This is a genomic window from Rhodanobacter sp. B05 (genome assembly GCF_002001085.1).
In the GTDB taxonomy this organism is placed as follows: Bacteria; Pseudomonadota; Gammaproteobacteria; order Xanthomonadales; family Rhodanobacteraceae; genus Rhodanobacter.
The window spans coordinates 497,031-516,728 of sequence record NZ_MUNU01000019.1; the positions used below are offsets into that span (position 1 = coordinate 497,031).

A 19,698-nucleotide genomic window follows, 5' to 3' on the forward strand; every position below is an offset into this window, starting at 1 on the left:
ATCCGTCAGAACGTGAAGCTGAAACGGGAGTAGATGTGGAAACCCTTGCCATCGGATGCATTCTGCGCACTGGTGGACTTGGCACCATCGAAATGGAACTCGAAGTGTTTGAACCGCGGCAGGCGGAAAATGAATCCCGCGCCGACGCCGCTGAGCTCCGCACTCGCCGGGGTGAGCTGCCGGTTCGCACCGGCGGAAAAACCCTTGGCGTAGTCGTAGAACACCTCGAACTCCAGCAACTCCCGCCACGGCCTGCCGTAGAACGGCGAAACCTTGTCGCCGAAACCGGGCGCATCGACGTGATACTCAAGTGAGGCGTAATAGCCACGATCACGCAGCGCGTCTGCAATCGGGTAGGCCCGCGTGCTGTCCGGGCCACCCATCGCGAACTGTTCCAGCGGAATCAGCGCATCGCGGGTGTACTGGCCGACGAACTTGAAATTGAGGCGCTGCGACTTGCTGAGGAACTGCAGGCGCGTGTAGGAGATCTTGGTGACGAGGAAGTTGCTGTCGTGCTGGGGGCTGACCAGGTCCGGCGTAAGCGAGTCGTCGTTGATCGATTTGCGCAAGTCGACCTGCATGATGTCGACGCCATGGAAACGACGATCGGTATGCAGCATGCCCCAGGTCATTTCCGCGACGGTGAACTTCTCGTCAGACAGGCGGAAGCCCAGGCTGTTTAGCTGGGACCGCTCGGTGAGCAGGTGCAACGTGGCAACCTGCTGCAAGTCGTCCTGGTTGATGTATTTCCAGTCCAGCCCGCCGTAGTAGAGGGAACTGGGGCCCTTGACGTTGAGTGCGGCGAAGGACCCGGTATTGATCTGCAGCTCGTTGCGCGAGGCCCCCACCACGGCCGTCAGTCCGGGTGTGTGCCCGACGGGAACGCGATAAGTCAGCGAGCCGTAGATGTTGTCGCTGGGATCCAGCGCATAGTCCACATTGGCGTTGAAGGTGTCGCCGAGGCGCAACGGGTTGTCCCATTCGAGACCGGCCTGCAGGCGGTACTTGCCGGTGAGGTCGGTACCGTAGTTGTTCGCACCCAGGGTGAACTGGTAAGGCTGCTTCTCGTGGGCGATCATGATCAGATCGGTATCGCCGGTGTGCTCGCCCGGCTGAAAAGTCGAAGCTACGGTGACGCCCGGCAGGTCGCGGGCGTACAGCAACGCGGTATCGACATCACTCTTGAGCAGCGGCTTGCCGCGCAACTTTTCGGCCGCGGCCGAGATGATGGCCGGGCGGTATCGCTTGGTGCCCTTGACGATGATCTTGCCGATCTGGCCCTCAAGCACCTGGATCCGCACGATCTGGTCGGAGCCGACGGTTTGCGCCGGCAGGAAGGTGTTGGAAACGATGAAGCCGGCGTTCCGGTAGCGCTCGGTGATCTTGTCGGCAACCCCCTGCATCTGGGCGAAGCTCAGTGCCACCGAACCACCCGAACCGGCGGCCAGTGCGCGGAATTGCGCGTCCGCCAACGACTGGATGCTGGTCGGCGTGATCCCAAGGCGCGCGTGATCCGCCACGCCGGCGACCTGAAAACCGCGGACGGCGATCTTCTGCACCGCCGCCGTGTCGCGATCCCTGACCGGTGGCACGACGCCGGCACCCGGTGGCGCTGCATGCCCCGCCGATGTTGCCGATTTTCCGGGAGAGGGAGTTGGCTGGGCGCCAGTCGACTCCTGCGCGTGGAGTATTCCACCCGTCAAGGCCAGGGCCGAAGCCAGCGCTGCTGCAAGACGCACGATTCGCACGATACATTCCCCCGGCTGCATCATCTTTCCGTTGACAGCGCGCCTGGACATCGGCAACGCGTCAGCTGCGAAAACCCAAGCTTTGCGTAGCAGGCAATTGCTGCCTGTCGGCTTGAATTTGTCCGATCAGGATACACCTTCGCAGCGCGCCGGGAACAATCGCCCGAGGCATGCCTTGAGGGTGTACGCAAGGACGACTTGCCGTGACTGCAGGCTGCCTGCGCGGCAACGCGGCGACGCCGGCATCGCACGGCAGGCACTACGTGCGATGACAGGTATGGCTATCCCCGCAGCGCCCAGTACGCCAGGGCGACAATCAGGAAAACACCGAGCACGATGGCCAGGATCGCCCCCCGGCGCGCTGCCGGTCGCATCGCCAGCAGCGAGGTCAGCGCCTGGCGACCCGCGGCGGAAGTGTCGTCGGCAGCGTGGCGCTGCGCCGTGCGTGCCCGTGGCGTCGTTGTTGCCGTGGGCGGCACCAGGGCCTTGCGCGCCGTGACCACGGCACTCGGGTCATGGAGGGTCTCGAGCGCACGCCGACGCCGCGCCCGATACTCGCCACGAGTGATCTGACCGAGCCGGTGCGCGTCGTCGAGCGCGCGCAATTGCCGATTGACGACCTGCTCCCGCTCGGTCATTTCACCTCCCTGAGCAGGCGGAAGCCCACATCGCGCTGAGGCGAACCACTGTCCGCGCGGTGCGTATTCACGCTGCAATCGGACCAGTAGCTGTTGTAGCTGCCACCGCGCACCGCCACGCTGCCACCACCGACCACCCACTCCCAGACGTTGCCCGTCATGTTGACCAGTCCCCACGGATTGTGCGAACGCCCGCGCGCCGATACCGGCGCACCGCCGCCATCGCCTCCACCCGCCGACGGCGGCACGCAATTGCTGTCATCGGCCTGCTTGAAGCGACCGCCTGCCCCCGCCGCATTCACCCACTCCGCATCGGTGGGCAGGCGATAGGCAAAGCCGCTGAGGTCGCTGAGCCACCTTGCATACGCCCTGGCCTGGTCGAGCGAAATGTTGCTTATCGGTGCATTGCCCAGATCCTGGTCGCTGACTGACTTCGCCGCGCATTTGCCGGTGGCACGACAAAACGCGTTGAACTCGCTGATCGATATTTCCGCGCGCGACATCGCATACGGCCGACCTCCGCCCACACCGGGCACCACCACCATGAACGGCCCGCGCGAGGTGCCGAACTTGTCGATGCAGAACTTGCCGCTGCCGGCGAGGCCGGGCTTGGCGCATGGATCGGGGCCACTCGGGCCGGCCACCTGCGCCGCCGGATTGGCGGCATGGCCAGGTTGGGCCGACGCCGGCGCGCCCGGCCGTGGAACCGGCGCGGGTCGTCCCGGCAACGCACCCGATTCCGGCACCGGCGCCTGTGCCGATGGCGCAGCCGGTGGCGGTGCCGGCGGCGCGGAAACACTGGGCTTGATCCGATCCAGTTGCTCGTCCAGCGACTTCGCCGACAGCTGGCCGCGGATGCGCATGTCCGACTCGAGCGCGGCCAGTGCCGTCGGATCGCTGCGCCGGATGCTCTCCAGTTGCCCTTTCAGTTGCGCGTAGTCGGCCGTGCCGATCGGCTGCTTGCCAGCCGCCATGATCGCCGCGACCAGGTCGTAACGTGCCTTCGCCGCGCGCAACTGCGAGTTCCCGGTCAACGCGTGCAGGCCCTGCCCCAGCACCTCGGCGGCCTTCTGGTAATGCCCCTTCTGGAACGTATCCTGGGCCAGGCCGAGATAGGCATCGGCCAGCAGTTTCGGGCCCTCGCTCTGCAGGAACGGGTTGTCCGGCTGCAAGGCCTTGATCCGTGCCAGCGACTGACTAGCCTTGACGACGTCATCGGCGGCAGCCGCGCTGCGCATCGATTCGATGCGCGACTTCACTTCCGCGTCGGCGCTCTCCTGCGCCGCCTTTGCCTGCAGCGCAGCCTGCAGCGCGTCGAGCTTCGCGCTCTCCGCGGTCAGGCGCGGCGAGTTCGGCATGTACTTGAGGCCGAAGTCCAACGCCAGCCGCGCCTGCGGCAGGTGCTGCGGATCGGCTTCGCCGGCCGCCACATTGGCGATGGAGGCAGCCAACGCATCGATCACCCGCGCAGTTTCCGGCGAGTTGTCGCCGTGCAGGGCGGTCATCGCGTTCGTCACGGACTGCTGCCATTCGGGAGTAAGCAGCGGCCTGGCGCTCAACCCGGCCAGCGTCGTGCGTGCCGCCGCGATCGCCTGCGTCTGCTCCTGCCGGCTTCGCTGCGCGGCGGCATTGCTGGCCGCGGCGACCTCGGCCAGCACCTTGGCATAGCCCCCTTCGGCCGGGTTCATCTGCTGTCCGGCCTGGACAATGCGCTGTGCGTCATCGAGATTGCCCGCAGCGAGGCGCTCGCGCGCCAGCTTGATCAGGCTGGCGTCGACATTGCCGCGCACCGCGGCGTAGCCGGGCGAGTCGGCGCCAATCTGGCTGCGCGCGGTACTCAGCGCGCTGTTCACATCCTGCAGCCAGATCGTGGTGCCGAGCGGCTTGGCCAGCAGGTCGTCCACGCGGCTCTTCGCCAGCGCGTTGCGCTGGGCTTCGCTGGCGGCCTTTTGTGCCAGCTGGTTCTGCTGTTCCAGCAGCTTCTGGCGGGTCGCCGACAGACTGGCGTCGCCGGGGAACAGATTGACGCCGAAGCCGGCGATGTTGACCGCATCGGCAAGATCGCCAGCACCCTGCTTCGCCGCAGCCTGGCTGGCCAGTACCTGCTTGACGCGGTCCGCCTGGGCAGCCAGACGGGGATCGTCCGCAAGCAGCTTGCCCGCATTCTGATAAGCCGCCGCCACCTGGTTGCGCCAGTCGTCGCTATCGGCTGCATGGTCGAGCAAGCCGGTCAGCGTCTGCAGGCTTTGCTCGCGCTGCTGCTGCAACTGCCTGGCCTGCTCTTCCTGCGCCTGCTGGGCAGCCATCGCCTTGCCCAGCTCGTCCAGTTGCGCACCGCGCTGCCTGAGCCGGGTGGAATCCGGGAACAGCCGGCTGGCCAGCTTGAACTCGGCCGTCGCCTCGTCGACCTTGCCCGCATCCAGCGACTTGCCGATCGCCGCATCGTACTTCAGCTCCAGCTCGGTGTTCTTCAGCAGCGCACTGGTCGGATCGATGGCGCGGATCTTGTCCAGCGTCTTGACCACGTTGTCCGGCTGGTTCTCGAAAATGGCGCCGGCCGTGATCTGCTGGCTGAGTTGCGTATCCATCGAGTTGAGCAGGTCGTTGCGCTGTTTTTCGATCTCGCTGCGCTTGATGTCCAGTGCCGGCGAATACAGCTTCAGGTCATCGCGCAGCTTGAACACCTGTCGGGTGCCGGCGTAGTTGTAACGACCCTGGTCCGGGCTCCAGTACGCGTCGAGGCGACCGGCCAGGAATTTCTGGATGAGGTCACCCTGGTCGATGATGATCCGCTTGCGGTCATCTTCGCTGAGGGTGTCCAGCGCCTGCAGCGCCTGGGTCTCGCTGGCGTAGTGGTCGGGGCGCGTCAGCGTGAAGCGCTGGATGACCTCGGCCACGTGATGGTTGTGCTGGTAGGTGATCCAGCCCCAGGCGCCGCCCGCGGCGACCAGGATCGCCGGCACGCCGTAGATCAGATAGGGCATCGCCCGCTCGCGCAGGCCGACCTCGCGCAGGCCCTGCACGAGCTCGTTGGCACTCTTCAGGCGGTCCTCGGCACGGAACGCGACGCTGGCGCACAGCGTCTTGTACTGCTGCTTGGTCAGGCCCTTGACCGGCGGTGGCTTGCGCCCTTCGCGCATCGCCACTTCGGCGCTGGCCTTGTCGTACGGGTGCTTGCCGGTCAACAACTCGAAGGCGACGCAACCGAGTGCGTAGACGTCGTCGCCGGGCACCGGCTCCTTGCCATGGATCATCTCCAGGCTGGCGTACGCCGGCGTCAGCGCGCCGAGCGTGCCGGCATCGAACACGGTCTGCTCGCCCACCGCGTCGCCCATGTGCTTGCCGGCGCGGGCGATGCCGAAATCGAACACCTTGGGCACGCCCTCGCGCGTGACCATCACGTTCGCCGGCTTGAAATCGGAGTGCACCACGCCGGCGGCATGCGCACGGCCGAGCGCACGCGCCATGCCCTCGATCAACGGACGCGCCTGCTCCAGTGGCATGCCGTTGTAGGCACGCTCGCGGATCAGCTGCTTGAGATCGGAGCCATCGACGTACTCCATCGTCATGAAGACGATGGTGCGATCCTTGTCGAAGTCGTACACGCGCACGATGTTGTCGTGCGCCAGCTGTTGCGATCGCCGCGATTCGCGCTGCAGCGAGATCAGCGAATCGGGATGGCGGCGGAATTCGTCGTTCAGGACCTTGACCGCGACATAGGGGTCGCGGTCGCGCGCCTCCACCTTGCGCTCGTCGCGCGCCTTGTAGACCACGCCCATGCCGCCGCGACCGATCTCCCGCTCGAGATAGAAGCGACCCTTCAGCAGCGAGCCCACCGCGACAAAGTCGGCCGCCTCCGCGTCGCCGATGTGCTGCCAGCTGGATTGGCTGCTCATGCTCGAACCGGTGCCGGTACCGGTCATGCCCTGCTGGGTACCCTGGGTGCCGGTGTGGCCCGTGGTCTGCCCTTCGCCGGGCGGCACCGGCGTACCCGACACCGGCTTCACGATGGTTGCTTCGTCAGGCACCGGTGGCTGGGGTGGCCGCGAGGCTGGCTGCACCACGGTCACCTCGTCCACCGGCGCCGCCGCCGGCCGCGATGGCGGCGAGACGCGGGTGACTTCATCGTCTTCGGGCGCCGGCGGCGCGACCGGCCGCCGGGTGGCCGGCTTGATCATGGTGATGTCGTCTTCAGCCGCCGCCGGCGGCGCCGCCCGCAGCGTCGCCAGCTTGGCCAGCAGCGCCTTGGCAATCAGCGGATCGAGCTTGTCGTCGGCACGCTGCTGCTCGATCCACTCGACTCCTGCGCGATAGTCGGTTTCGGGCAGCGCAACGAGCGCGCCCAGCGCTTCGAACAGGGCGGGAAGCTTGAGTTTGTCGGCCTGGTAGGCCGAGACCAGTTCAACTATGGAATTCATGTGTGGGTGGATGTCTTCATGCTTGGAGGCCGATCACCACGGCCGAAATGTTGTCCCGCCCCGCCCGGCCCATGGCCAGATCGAACAGGCTTTCCACCAGGTCCTGCGGTTGCGGGTGAAGGCGGCACTGCTCCTGCAGTTCGGCATCGGACATTTCCTTGTTGATGCCGTCCGAGCAGAGCACGAAAGCCGTGCCGGGCCGGTTGGCGGCAACCACCCAATCCACGAACAACTGTTCTTCCGCGCCGACCGCGCGGGTGAGCACGCCCGAACCGGCCGCCGGCGGCGACGCGCCGCCAAAGTGGGTAACGTCGACATCGCCACCGTGCACATGGTCACGCGTGATCTGGCGCAGGCGGTCGCCTTCGTAGCAATACGCACGACTGTCGCCGACCCAGCCGCACAACATGAAATCGGTGGCGCTCACCAGGACCACGACGGTGGAACCGATCAGGTCGACGCCGCGCGTGGCCGCGGTCTGCAGCAGGTCCGAGTTGATCTCGACCAGGGCATCCTCGATCGACTCGATGAAATCGAAGACGCCGCCGGCACGCGGCAACGCGCCGAGGCGTTCGACGATCATCGTGCTGGCGTAGTCGCCGGCGGCATGCCCGCCGAGCCCGTCGGCCACGACCCACATGCCGACCTCGTCGCGCACCAGGATGGCGTCCTCGTTGTGCTTGCGCACCTTGCCGGTCACGGTGCGGCCGGCGGAAACGTAACGGGTCGTCATGCCCGGACCTCGATGATCACCAGTGGCCAGCGGGCCGGTTCGGCGGCAAGCCCTGCCGCCGTGGCTATCCGCGCACGCGCGTCGTCGCAGGACGAGGCTGCCAGATTGCGGGCAAGCAGTTCGGGCGGAAGCTGCAGCAGTCGGTGGGTCGCCATCAGCAGCAACCGATCGCCTGCCTGGACCGCGCAACTGACCTCGCCGCAAGTCGGCTGCGCCGTCGCGCCGAGGCCGGGAGCGGCCAGCGGGGCCGGACTGAACAGCAGATCATCGATATCGTCCGCACGTCCGCTGGTCGCGGCCGGCAGTGCATCGCTGCGGGCGAAGAACGGTTGCAGGCGACCATGCCGCCAGTGCCACGCCGCCGCTGCACCAATGCGCAGCAACTCGGCCTGGCCATTGGCCACGTGCGCCGTGATCACCGCGCAATCTTCCGGGATCGGATCGATGAGGTCCTCGCTGACCTGCCGCAACTGTGGATTCAGCGCCATGATGCGGGTGCGCAGCACCTGCAGGCCACCGATCAGCTCGGCGCCCAGCATGTCACCGGCAATCGCCGCGACGGCAGCCACGGCCTGCTGGCGGGAATCGGCAACGCCGGCTTCGGCCGCCACCAGGCTGAGTCCGACATCCGCCCGATGCAGCACGGCCATGCCGGCGCCACTATCGGCCACCGCGACAGGCGGCGGTTCGATCGCTGCCGTGCTCGCGGCCATCGACCCAGACGCGAGCGCGCCGCCGGGACCGGGCAGCAGTTCGAGGTCGTCCGGCAACCACGCATCGCCCGGACCCGAGGCCATCGCGGGCGGGCTGCCGACATGCTCCGGCAACGCGGCGCGCTGTCCGACGTCGTCGAAGAAACCCACGCTCCGCCACGCCGCCGCGCCATGGCCGGCATCCAGAAAACCGGCGTAGGCGTCAGCCTGCGGCAGGCCATCCGTGATCAGCAGACTCGCCGGCATCCGGCCTGCCGCGGATGCCCACCACAGGCACCAGCGCCCGGGGGCGTCCGCGAGACGCGCCCACAGGTCGGCGAGAGCCGAACTCGTTGCAGCCGGCAGGGACAGGCGCCAGTGACGGGCCGCACCCCAGTCCACACCATGCAGCAGGTCCGGCACCGGCGGCTGAACGCCATCCAGCGGGCCGGCCAACGTCGCCACCTGTTCGTCGAAGCTGTCCACGCTGATCGCCGGATCGGCCTGCGCCAGACGGTGCACGCGCTCGGCTTCATCAAACCAGCCAGCACCGTTGCGAATCGCCAGCGCGCCACCGGTGGCATCTGCAACCACCGGCGCGGCGATCACCATCGGAAAGCAGCGCCCGACGCGATCGGCACCAGGCCCCATGACCCCGGCCCAGGCCGCGTCGCCGCAGATACCCGGGCCAAGCAAAAAGCGCCAGACCGGGCTGGCATCGAACGTCTCGCGCCACGCGTCGCCCAGCACGCTGCGGCTCTGCGCCACGGCGCCCTCGAAATGCCGATCCCACACATCCACGAACGCGGAAGGCAGCCGCCGCTGCACAAAGTCCCCTGCGCTGGGCAGCTTGCCGAAGAACCCTGCGGCCCCGTGCGGCACGCGCTCAGCCCCCACACCGGAAGCTGGACAAGGCGTTGCTGAGGAACGGGTTCTTGAGGTTGTTGGCTTGGAGCGTCACCTTCGCCACGTGGCCGCCGAAGTTGAAACTGGCCACGAAACGCAGGTCGGACTGCTTCTGCAGGCTGGCTGCCTGCAGGGCGCGGAAGAACGCCCAGTCGCCCCGATAGTCGAACGTGGTCAGCAGGTTGCCCGCGGTGTCGTAGGCGGAGATCGACACACGACCCGGTTGCGGACCGGGCCACTTCATGGTCACGTTGGTCGGGCCGCCGGCCTGGTATTCGTACTTTTGCCCGTCGATGTCGATCGCCAGCTTGCCGATGCCGGCATCGAGCACCGGCGTCAGCAGGGTGAAGTCGACCTCGGGCACGTTGCCGCTGCGGAAGAACATCTGCTTGATCGTGTCGGCACCCTGCAACTGCGCCAGCATGCCGGCCGAGCCGCTGATCGCGCCGGGCCCGGTCTTCCAGTGCCAGTAGCGGCCGCTGGCGTCGATGAGCTTGCCCGCGGTCTGGCTGTAGAAGCTGTCGAAGCGGCCACCGTAGCCAAACAGTTCACCGAAATTCTGCAGCGGGATGTCGTTGTTGCTGGAGGCGGAGAACGGATAGCGGCCGCGGGTGAAGTCGGCGCAGTCCTTGCCCACCGCCTGCTGGTACTGATCGTCCAGCGCGCTCTTGGTGCCGCTCGCGACCAGCGCCTGGCTCTTGCCGGTCAGCGCGGCGAACCAGCCTGCCGCCGGCGGCGGCAGTTGCCCGGCGGCCTGCTGCGCCAGCAGCAATTGCGGATTCGGCTGCCCCGCCGCATTGCTGAAATCGCCCATGGTCAGCAAGGTCTTGCTGAGGTCGTCGAGGGTCTTCAGGGTCTGGTCGATCGGTTGCGCGCCGGGCGCACCCTCGGTGAGCTTGTCGATCTCGGCAAAATGATCGCTGATCACCTTGCCGGGCTTTTCGCTGGCCGCCTCGCCACCAGGCGCACCCGTACCACCGGCCTGCGCAAGCGCCCGCGCCAGCGCGGTCTGCGTGGCACGCTTCTGGGCCAGCTTCTTCGCCACGTCCTCGGCCTTGTCGGCGGCATCGCCGGCGGGCGCACGCATCAGGTCGCTGGTGTTGTCGCGCACCACCTTGAGCAGAAGTTTCAGCGGCGAATTCGTGCCGGCGAGCTTGGCCGCGATGGCGCTGGCATCCTGGATGTTGTTGATCGGCTGCAGCTCGAGATCGGCAAGAATCCCGTCCCAGGCCTTGATGTAATCCTGCTCGTAGAGGCCGAGCACCTGCTGGGCAAGCTGGGCCTTCTGCACCGAATCGATCTTGGTCGCACCGAACACCCAGTCGTCGTCGGCGAATTGCGTCACCGCCTGCTCGATGCCCTTGTCCACTTCCTGCTTGAACGCCGGCTGGGTGAACAGGGCGGGGATCGGATCGGAGAGCGGCTTGCCGCTCTTGCGCTGGTACACATTGCCGAGCAGGCCCAGCTCCTTGTCCAGCCGCAGCGGCGGGTAGTTGCCGTTGTCGGCCGTCAGCTTGAGGTTGCCGTAGATCAGCGTCGCCAGATCGGCCGTGCGCAGGGTACTGCGCGCCTGCTCGACCAGGTTGTTGTCCAGGCCAAGCGGGCGCAGTCGTCCCTCGTGCGCGACCAGGGCGTCGAAGTGCTTGCTCAAGGCCTTCTGCAGCACCGGGTCGTTCGGGAACAGGCGACGCCATTCGACGCCTGCCAGAGCCACGATCTGGTCGTGGTCCAGATGCTTGGGTTCGCCCAGCATCAGATAGCCCTTGAGGTAGTAGTAGAGCATCTGCGGGTCGCTGGCGTTGGCGGCGAGGCCGGCACGGAACTGCGACGCCACGCCCGGCAGCAGGATGGCATTGAGCTCGCGATAGTAGGCGTCACGCACCTCGTCGCCGACTGCATTGCCCTGGTACAGCCCGAAGCGCATCGACAGCGGCACGTCGCTCTGGTGCTGGTCGGCCACATCGACCGCCGCGGAAAGCCCTTCGAGTCGCTCCAGCACCAGCGCGAAATACGCCTGCTGATTGGGCGCCAGCGAGAGGTCGCTCTGCCCCGGATACTTCTGCAGTGCCGCATGCACGTCGGCCAGATAGCTGCTGTTGCGCCGGTAACTGGTGGCCAGTCCGAAGATCAACAGACCGCACACCAGCAGCACGCCGACGTAGCACGCCGCCTGCAGCAGGATTTTCTGGCGCTCGAGTTTCGGGTTGGTGCCGGCAAAGCCCGACTCGCGGAACAGCACGTCCTTGAGCAGGCGCTCGACGAAGAACGTTCGGCTCTGCGCACCGGGCACATGCAGGCGCGAGGCATCCAGCCCGAAGGTGCGTGCGACCGCCCCCATCATGCGGTCGATCGGCGTGCCTTCCTGCGTGCCCGAGGTGAAGTAGGCGCCGCGCAGCAGCAGGGGTGCATCGTACTGGTGGCCGGTGAATACGCCTTCCACGAACTGGCGGGTGATTTCGCGCATGGCGCCGAGCTGTTGCGGGAACGACAGGATCGCCGCGCGGCGCAGGCGATCACGCTCGCGATGCAGCCGATCGAGGATGCGCGTGTTGAGCCGCTCCAGCAGCAGGTTGAACTCTTCCAGGAACTGCTTTGCCGCCGTCCCGGCCATGGTCTTGTCGACCGGGAACGACATGCCCCAGACCTGGCTGCGCAGCTCGGGGGTGAGATCGTCGAAGAACTCGGTGAAGCCGGCGACCAGGTCGCACTTGGTGAACACCAGGTAGGCCGGCACGCCGATGCGCAGGTGCTTGGCCAGCTCGTCCAGTCGCTGCCGGACTGCCAGGATGTGTTGTTGCCGACCGGCATCGTCCAGGGTGAGCAGGTCCGACAGGCTCATCGCCACGATCACGCCGTTGATCGGACGGCGTTTGCGGTATTTGCGCAGCAGATTCAGGAACTCGGTCCATGCCGAGGCATCGGCGCCGCGGTCGGAATCCTGGGTGGTGTAGCGCCCGGCGGTATCGAGGAATACGGCCTCGTCGGTGAACCACCAGTCGCAATTGCGGGTGCCGCCGACGCCACGGATCGCTTCCTTGCCGAACTTGTTCGACAGCGGGAAGTTGAGGCCCGAGTTCTGCAGCAAGGTGCTCTTGCCCGATCCCGGCGGCCCGATCACCACGTACCACGGCAAGGCATACAGATTGGTGCCGCCGCTGCGGTTCTTGCGCAGGGTATCCACCGCCTCCTGGAAGCGGCCCTGCAATTGCGCGCGCTCGTTGGCGGAGCGATCGTTGCGCTCGCCGCCCGCGGCCGGCTCTCCCTGCTCGCTGAGGTCGCTGGCCATCTGCTTGGCCTTGCCGCGCACGCGCATCTGCCTGATCTGCAACCAGACCGCCCAGATCACCACGATCACGAGGATCACCAGCAACCGCACGATCGGGCTGGTCAGCGGCTGCGATCCACCGAAGCCGAGGTAGGGGCCGCCAAACCAGATCAGCAACGACAGCAGCAGCAGGCCGACGAGGGTGATGAACAGGCGGGATTTGAACAGCGCAAGAAGCTTGCCCACGATGTTCAGTCCTCCGGGCTGTAGAGAATTTCGACGCGGCGATTGCGCGCGCGATTGGCCGGCAGGTCGGCCGGCAGCGCGATCGGCTGCGAGGAACCTGCCCCGCTGGACTCCAGTCGGCCGGCGTTGTCGATGCCCTGCTTCAGGATCTGCACCACGGCGCGCGCGCGCGCCGCCGACAGCGCGTAGTTGTCCTTGAACTGCAGCGAACGCACCGGCTGGTCGTCGGTGTGGCCGACCACCACCACCCGGCCCGGCACCTGATTCAGCGCTGCGGTAATCGCGTGCAGCATCGGGATCTGCTTGTCGGCAACGTCGGTGCCGCCGGAGGCAAACATCGCGGCGGCATTGAGTCGTATCAGCGCCGAGCCATCCGGCTTTTCATCCACGGTCAGCGCGCCGGCCTGCTCCTGCGGGGCGAGCAGTTGCTTCAGGCTCTTGCGCTCGACTTTCGGCTGCGTCTGCCTGAGCTTCGACTCGTCGGGCGGCACCGCGCCCTGCAAGCCGATCTGCGCCACCTGCGCGCTGACCGGCGAGGACAGATCGTTGAGCCGCGTATAGAAGTACAGGAACGCGCCGAGCAGCAGGCACGCACCCGCCGCCACGATCACCCACAACGGCACGTAGCGAACCAGCGGGTTGCGCCGATCCTCGAGGCCCTTCCAGTGGGGCGCCAGTTCGTCCGCCGCCGGCGCGCGCTGCGCCTTGAGACGGCGGTAGAGCTCTTCCTGGATGTCGGCCAGCTTGGCGCGCCCGTCTGCCTCGATCTGGTATCGCCCGCCGAAGCCCAGCGTCAGGCAGATATACATCAGCTCGATCAGGTCGATATGGCGCGAGAAGTCCGCGCACAGGCGATCAAGGATGAGGAAGAATTTCTCGCCCCCGTACGACTCGCCGTGGAAGACCACCAGCAGGGTCTTGGCCGCCCAGCCGCTCTGGCCGCCCCACGGCGTGTTCATCACCGCCTCGTCGAGCGAGGTGCACAACACGTAGCGCGCGGCGGTAATCGTCTGTGCCGGGATACCGGCGGCCTGGGCGTTGCTCTCGAACTGGCGTATCTGCGCGACGACCTGCTCGCGCAGGCGCGCCGAATCCGGTTGCGACGCACTGTTGCGCAACTGCACCGACAGCAGCAGCAAGGGACTGGCAGCCTGCACCAGGGTGTTGAGGCCCGCGCCGAGGAAGTCGCCGATCGCCGCCGGAGGTGCCGCATCGACGCGCGACGTCGCCGGGCGCGCGGCTGAAGGGGCTGGACTGGCGACGGCAGGAGGAGCCGCCGGCGCCGGTGCGGCAGGCGGCGGCACGCCGCGCGGGCGGACTACGGTCGCATCGCGCAGGGGATCGTCGTCATTGGGACCATTGCTGCTCATGCGCTCAACCTCTGATCGCCCACAATTGCAGATCGAGACCGGCGAATTCGCCGCCGAAATGGAACGCAATGCCGCCGGACGTCTTCAGCGTCCGCCACATCGGCGAATTCTTGTCGAACTCGAAATACAGATAGCCGGAGTTGTAGGGAATCTGCCGTGGCGCCACCGGCATCGGCGCCACCGGAATGCCCGGCAACTGCAGGTTCACCAGGTCGCGGATCTTTTCCACGGGGCCGATCTTCGATTGCGCCGGCAACTGTCGGCGCAGATCCTCGGACTTGAGGTCGGCCTTGGCCGCCAGCACGAAGGCCGCGGTGTCGATCAGGCTCAGGTCCGGCACCACGGCAACCCAGACACCGAACTTGCGCTGCTGCATCGGGATCGGGATCGCGGTCTGCTCCATCACCGCGCTGAGGCTGTTGCGCAGCGCCGCGATCAACGGCTCGAAGCTTTCGTACAGCGCCTCGTGGCGGTACGGGGGAAACGCCGGTGGACGCTTGCCGGTCGAGGTGAAGGTCGATAGCTCGCCGGCCATTTCCGCCAGCACGCGGTAAAAATCCTCCGGGTGCAGGATGGGGGCGGAGGCCAGGTGTGCGATCAGGGGCTGGTAGCGATTGACCACCTGCAGCAGCAGGAAATCGGCGATCTCCGCCGCGCCACCGCGGTCGGTGACCGCGACCCGGCTGGCCAGCGCCTCGCCACGCTGATGTAACAGGCCCAGCAATTCCGTGAGGAAAGTCGTCAGCCTGGGCGCCGCGTGGCAACTCAATGCGGTCGGCATGAACGCCTCTTCGAGTATCACCCGCCGATCGGAGCGGCACTCGACGATCCGCGCCAGCGGAATCTGCGCCAGGCCTTCCAGCGGTTGCGATTGCGGCAACAGGCGGCTGTTCAGGCCGCCCACTTCCAGCACGGTAAGCCCGTCCATGCTGCCCGAGGCATCGCGTACTTCAACCTCCCGCACGCGGAAACGGAACAGCTTCTCCGCAGACGCCTCGGGTCGCCCGCTATCCGGCTGCGCCGCCGAGCGCAGCGGCAGGGTGAGGAATACGGTCTGGTCGCGCCAGTTGCCATCAACCTCCAGCGCCAATGGCAAGGGATCGTCGCCGGGCATGGAGAACGGCGTGCCATCGGGGAATACGCCGCGCGCGCGCTTGATGCCAAGCTTGCCAATCGCCAGCAGGTCGGACTCCAGCTCCAACTCGGAGAAACCCCAGGTGTACGGGCGCAGGCTGCCGGCACGCAGCTCCACGAAACGTTCGAGATAACGTTCCTGCTGCTGCAGATGCTGGGGGCGCAGAAACAGCCCTTCGCTCCAGACGACCTTGTTGTTTTCCATGCGTCGCGCCTGCCCCTGTCAAGAATTCCCCCGGCTGCGCTGCCGGGCATGGCGGCGTTGGCGGCTGCTGGCCGCCGACACCTGGTGGATGTACCCCGCCCCCGCGACGCCCCCTGCGCCTAGTGATGAGTTGCCTGTCGCATTCTCCGCGCCGATTTCAGGCGTGACAACTGTTCTTCGTAGGCACGCGCGAATTCATCGCCGAACAGGCGGCGAAAGCAATCGTCGGGATCCTTGTTCAGTCCCTCGAAATGCTCGCGATACCGCTCCCAGTACTTGCCCTTGCCGGCGAACGCCGAACGCTTGGAACCCCCGTCCGCCTCCTGTTCGAATCGGTCCGGGCTGAAATGCACCAGCAACGACTCGAACGCCGCACGCACGCCTGCAAGCATCGCCATCTGGTGGCAGCGGATATCGTCGAACGCATCTTCGAACGCCATCGTGCCGGACATGAACGCACCGTTGGACGGCGACATGATCTTCTGCAGGGCCTCTTCGGGATTCGGCGCGAACTTCAGCGGATTGTTCTCCGAACGCTGGATGATCGTGACCGGCAGGCGGAAGGTGTTCTTGATCTCGGCACGGGCACGCAGCACGTCCATCACACCGTCGACGACGACGCGGAAGATCTCGTCGACATTCGCCGGCAGCGCATGCGAGCCGGTGGTCTCTGCTGGCGAAGCTGGTGGCACACGGGGCAACGGTGCGGGCGCGGCCGCCGGCGAAGACGCGGCGGGTGCCGGCGCGGCGGCCGCCGATGCCGAAAAGTCACCCATCGTCAGGTCCCAGTTTTCCGGCAGCGCATTCGACTGCCGCTGCCCGGTGGTGAGCGGCGGATGAAAATGATCCTGCATGCCGTCCGTATGGTTCCAGCCCGAACTGGCATTGCCGGTGGTCGCGCCGGACAACAGGCCGGATGACGTATCCGTGGCTCCCAGGAAACTCAACGGATCGAGCTCGGCCGCCCCCCCGGCTCCGGCACCGGGAATCAGGTCGGCTTCCGCGGGGATCATCGGCGCCGGCGCGGCATGCGCGGCCGCAGGAGGGGCGAGATCAAGCAGGCCGAAATCCAGCGGATCGGAGCTCGCGAGCACTGCTCCTGCGGCGGGAGGTGCCAGCAGATCGGGCAGGGCCGGCGCGGCGGCGGCGTCCTGCAGGCGCACCCCCACCTCGAACGTGTCTATCAACAGGCGGTCACCGTCTTTCAACGCGGAGGGATCGCCCTTGACCAGCGGCATGCCGTTCAACAGCATGCCGTTGGTGCTGCGATCCTCGATGAAATAGATGCCGTTGAGATAACGCACCATCGCATGAACGCGCGACACGCCGGAGGCACCGAGCACCCAGTCGCAGTCCTCCGAACGACCGATACTTCCGCCGACGGCCACAAATGTCCTGCTGCTGCGGCTGCCAAATTGGGCAGCCTGATGACCGGCAACGGCAAGAACCAGGCTATGCGACATCGTTATGCTCGAATTTCCCTGACTACGGTGAACCAGCCAGCAAGGCGTTGGATGAACTCATTCGTCCACGTACCGACCAAGCCCGAATATCCGGGGTGCCGACCTGGTTGCCTGACTGTTCGCGAAAAACCTCAAGCCCCCGTGAATCGATCATTGCCCAGACACCCCCGAGATGCGTGACTGGAGCTGCCGGCATGGCCGAACTGACGCGCGGAAACCGTCAGCAACCATCGTATCGTCCATCCATGAATCGGGCAAGCTGCGAGCATCGCCGCCTCGCAAGTTCACGCGGTGCCCGCGCCGTTGCCATTGAGCAGGTTCAAGGCGGGAGCGATGAACTCCGCGCGACGCGACGCGAACTTCTCGATGTCGAGCGCAGCCAGCATGTTGATCGCCGCAACCACCGCGCAGGCGGTGAGATGATCGGCGGGCGGCACGGGCGTTTCCTGCGACGCGGGCGCCAGGCTGCCGCCGGACCAGCCAGCGGCGGCCGCCACCCACGCGCCGGCAGACTTGTAGCCGCCCGCATTGGCAAACTCGAATGCGGCACGGCGGTTGCTCTCGTTGGGTTCGCGCACCCACTTTTCCGCCAGCGACGCGCCCGCCCGATCTTCCGGATTCAATGCCTGGTCGCGTGCGCACTGGCACAGCCATGCCACCGCGTAGCGCTTGGGCAACAGGCGCGCCAGCAGCTTCAGCGCATCCTGCACCTGGCCGGCGCCAACCAGCGCCTGCACGGCCATCTGCGCGGTCATCTCCGGGCGCAACAGGGCACCGGCCGGTTCGGACAGTTCCATCTGTATCGACGCTTGCATCACTGAAGACATCTGCGCGTGCTCCCGTCTAGCCGATCATGATGATGCCACCGGACAATTGCGCCATGCCGTCGCCCTTGAGCGACAGCATCGAGCCCTTGACCGTGGTCATGCCGCTGCAGGAAACCTCCATCGTGGCGTTGGCTTTCGCCGTCACCGTGGCGTCGCCGCTGATATTGATCTTGACGCCCTTGATGTCGATGTCGCCGCTGGCTTTCAGCACGATGCTGGATGCGCCGCTCACCAACTGGATCTCCGTGCCGGCTTCGAGCTTGAACTTCTGGCCGATCGTGGTGGTGCCGTTGCCGGTGACATCGAGCTTGTCATCCTTGCCCACGGTCAGTTTGCGGTTGCCGGTGATGTCCTCGGTCTGATCGTTCTTTATCGTGACCTTCTGGTCGTTCTTGATGGTGATGGTCTCGTCGTGATCGATCGCGACGACATGATCGTTCTCGACCTCCTCGTGCATGTCCTTCTGCGCATGCAGGAAGAAATCCTCGCTGCCCTTCTTGTCCTCGAAGCGGATCTCGTTGAAATCATCCGCGCCGCCGCCTTCATGGCTGCGGCTCTTGATCCCGCTCTGGGTCTTGTTGTCCGGCAGCGTGTACGGCGGCATGTTGTCGGCGTTGTAGACGCTGCCGATCACCAGCGGCCGGTCCGGATCGCCTTCGAGGAAACTCACCACCACCTCCTGCCCGACCCGCGGAATGTTCACCGCGCCCCAGCCCTTGCCGGCCCACGACGAAGCCACCCGGACCGGACAGGAAATATGGAAATTCTCCTTGTCCGGCTTGTTCCAGTGGAAGGTCACCTGGATGCGGCCGTACTTGTCCACCGAGATGTCCTCGGCGGTGTCGCTGCCGGACACCACGGCCGTCTGCAGGCCCACAACCCTCGGCTTCGTCGCCGTCGGCATGCTGCGGAAAGGCTGCCGACTCTGGATCACGGAAAAATGGCAGAAGAACTGGTCGCCGCCCTGCTCTCCGGAAACCTCGGGGGCATTTTCGATGTGCACGGTCGAGCCGACCACAAGGTATTCCTTGTTGAGTTCGCTGCGCGGAAATTTCGCCAGTGTAAACAGCGCCCCGGTCACCACGCCGCAGACGTTGGTCGACCCGGTGCACAGCGATTGCGCCACATTGATCGCCTCGAGTCGCACCTGCGCATAGTGCTTGCCGCCATCGCTGGTGTCGTGGTCGCCCGGATAGTCGAACGAATCCAGCTTGGGAACCGTGTGGTTGCCATCCGCGTTGCTGATCGAGTCGGTGCCGAGCAGCGAGGTCTTGGGCTTCATCGGGTCGTAGTCGGTCAGCGAATACTTGATCGTCTGGACCGACCGCGCCGAGGCGAACTCGGTGATCGCCGCGTCCGTCGTCGCCTTGTTGTTGCCGGTCTGCGGCCGGTACGGAAGCTCGGCGTAACCCCCGGTGGCCGCGTGCGCGCCGAGCGAATCGGCCAGCACCATCGTGTGCACGCCGTCGCCATGCTGGAAGAAATAGTAGATGCCTTCCTGCTCCATCAACCGGCTGATGAAATTCAAACAGTTCTCGCGGTACTGCACGCAGTACTCGCGCTCGTCGTACTTGCCGCTGAGACTCAGCCTGACGTCGCCGTAGCCGATATCCGCCAGCACGCTCTTGACGATGGCCGGCACCGACATCTTGAGGTAGATGCGGCAATCCACCTTGTGCAACAGCAGCCACGCCTTCGGCACCAGGGTCACCGCATACTCGGCCTGGCGCTTCTCCGAGAAGCTCTCGAACCCGGTCTGCGAAATCTCCGAAACCATGCCGTTGAAGTGCCGTTTGTAGCCGTCGGTGTCGAAGGTCGCCGTCATCGAACTGCCGAGCAGGGGCAACAGGGAAAGATCGCTCTGGTTGCTCAACAGCCTGAGGTGGTAGGAGAACAGTTGTCCCAGCTGCTCGCTGCCCGACAAGCTGGCAGCCTGAAGCTTGTCACCGAGGTCTGACTTCAGTGTCAATTGATTCGGCATGTCCGTTCTCCCCCAGCGGTTCCGGCAGCGCGCGCTGCGAAACCAGTCCGACTATCATACGTCTCGCCTGTT

General features: G+C 66.0%; 11 protein-coding genes. All 11 read right to left on the minus strand.

Features of this window, described 5'->3' with window-relative positions:
- Window positions 1–5: 5 nt before the first annotated feature.
- A complete protein-coding gene (locus B0E47_RS15910; protein WP_254422969.1) occupies window positions 6–1,592 on the minus strand; it encodes a ShlB/FhaC/HecB family hemolysin secretion/activation protein in 1,587 nt (528 codons plus the stop codon).
- A 437-nt stretch (window positions 1,593–2,029) separates the two neighbouring features.
- A complete protein-coding gene (locus B0E47_RS15915; protein ID WP_077515229.1) occupies window positions 2,030–2,386 on the minus strand; it encodes a hypothetical protein in 357 nt (118 codons plus the stop codon).
- Window positions 2,383–6,804: a bifunctional serine/threonine-protein kinase/formylglycine-generating enzyme family protein gene (locus B0E47_RS15920; RefSeq protein ID WP_077515230.1), complete on the minus strand. Its 4,422-nt coding sequence runs from the start codon at window positions 6,802–6,804 to the stop codon at window positions 2,383–2,385. Before B0E47_RS15920 ends, B0E47_RS15915 begins: the two co-directional genes overlap by 4 nt.
- A 16-nt stretch (window positions 6,805–6,820) precedes the next feature.
- Window positions 6,821–7,537, minus strand: coding sequence for a PP2C family serine/threonine-protein phosphatase (locus B0E47_RS15925; protein ID WP_077515231.1), 717 nt, complete (start codon window positions 7,535–7,537; stop codon window positions 6,821–6,823).
- Window positions 7,534–9,111 carry a type VI secretion system-associated protein TagF gene (gene tagF, locus B0E47_RS15930; protein WP_168171091.1) on the minus strand — a complete coding sequence of 526 codons (1,578 nt, stop codon included), beginning with the start codon at window positions 9,109–9,111 and terminating at the stop codon, window positions 7,534–7,536. The genes B0E47_RS15925 and tagF overlap by 4 nt, the downstream gene beginning before the upstream one ends.
- A gap of 4 nt (window positions 9,112–9,115) precedes the next feature.
- The gene (gene tssM, locus B0E47_RS15935; RefSeq protein ID WP_077515233.1) at window positions 9,116–12,646 is read right to left on the minus strand and encodes a type VI secretion system membrane subunit TssM; all 3,531 of its coding nucleotides are present in this window, start codon (window positions 12,644–12,646) and stop codon (window positions 9,116–9,118) included.
- Window positions 12,647–12,651: 5 nt separating this feature from the next.
- Entirely contained in the window at window positions 12,652–14,016 is a 1,365-nt protein-coding gene (icmH, locus tag B0E47_RS15940; protein WP_077515234.1) for a type IVB secretion system protein IcmH/DotU, read from the minus strand.
- Window positions 14,017–14,020: 4 nt separating this feature from the next.
- Window positions 14,021–15,355 carry a type VI secretion system baseplate subunit TssK gene (tssK, locus tag B0E47_RS15945; protein ID WP_077515235.1) on the minus strand — a complete coding sequence of 445 codons (1,335 nt, stop codon included), beginning with the start codon at window positions 15,353–15,355 and terminating at the stop codon, window positions 14,021–14,023.
- Between the two features lie 119 nt (window positions 15,356–15,474).
- Window positions 15,475–16,818: a type VI secretion system-associated FHA domain protein TagH gene (gene tagH, locus B0E47_RS15950; protein ID WP_077515236.1), complete on the minus strand. Its 1,344-nt coding sequence runs from the start codon at window positions 16,816–16,818 to the stop codon at window positions 15,475–15,477.
- 284 nt (window positions 16,819–17,102) lie between these two features.
- On the minus strand, window positions 17,103–17,645 hold the full coding sequence (locus B0E47_RS15955) for a hypothetical protein (protein ID WP_077515237.1): 543 nt from the start codon (window positions 17,643–17,645) through the stop codon (window positions 17,103–17,105).
- Between the two features lie 16 nt (window positions 17,646–17,661).
- Window positions 17,662–19,626, minus strand: a complete 1,965-nt coding sequence (gene tssI / locus B0E47_RS15960) for a type VI secretion system tip protein TssI/VgrG (protein ID WP_077515238.1) — start codon at window positions 19,624–19,626, stop codon at window positions 17,662–17,664.
- Window positions 19,627–19,698: the final 72 nt, after the last annotated feature.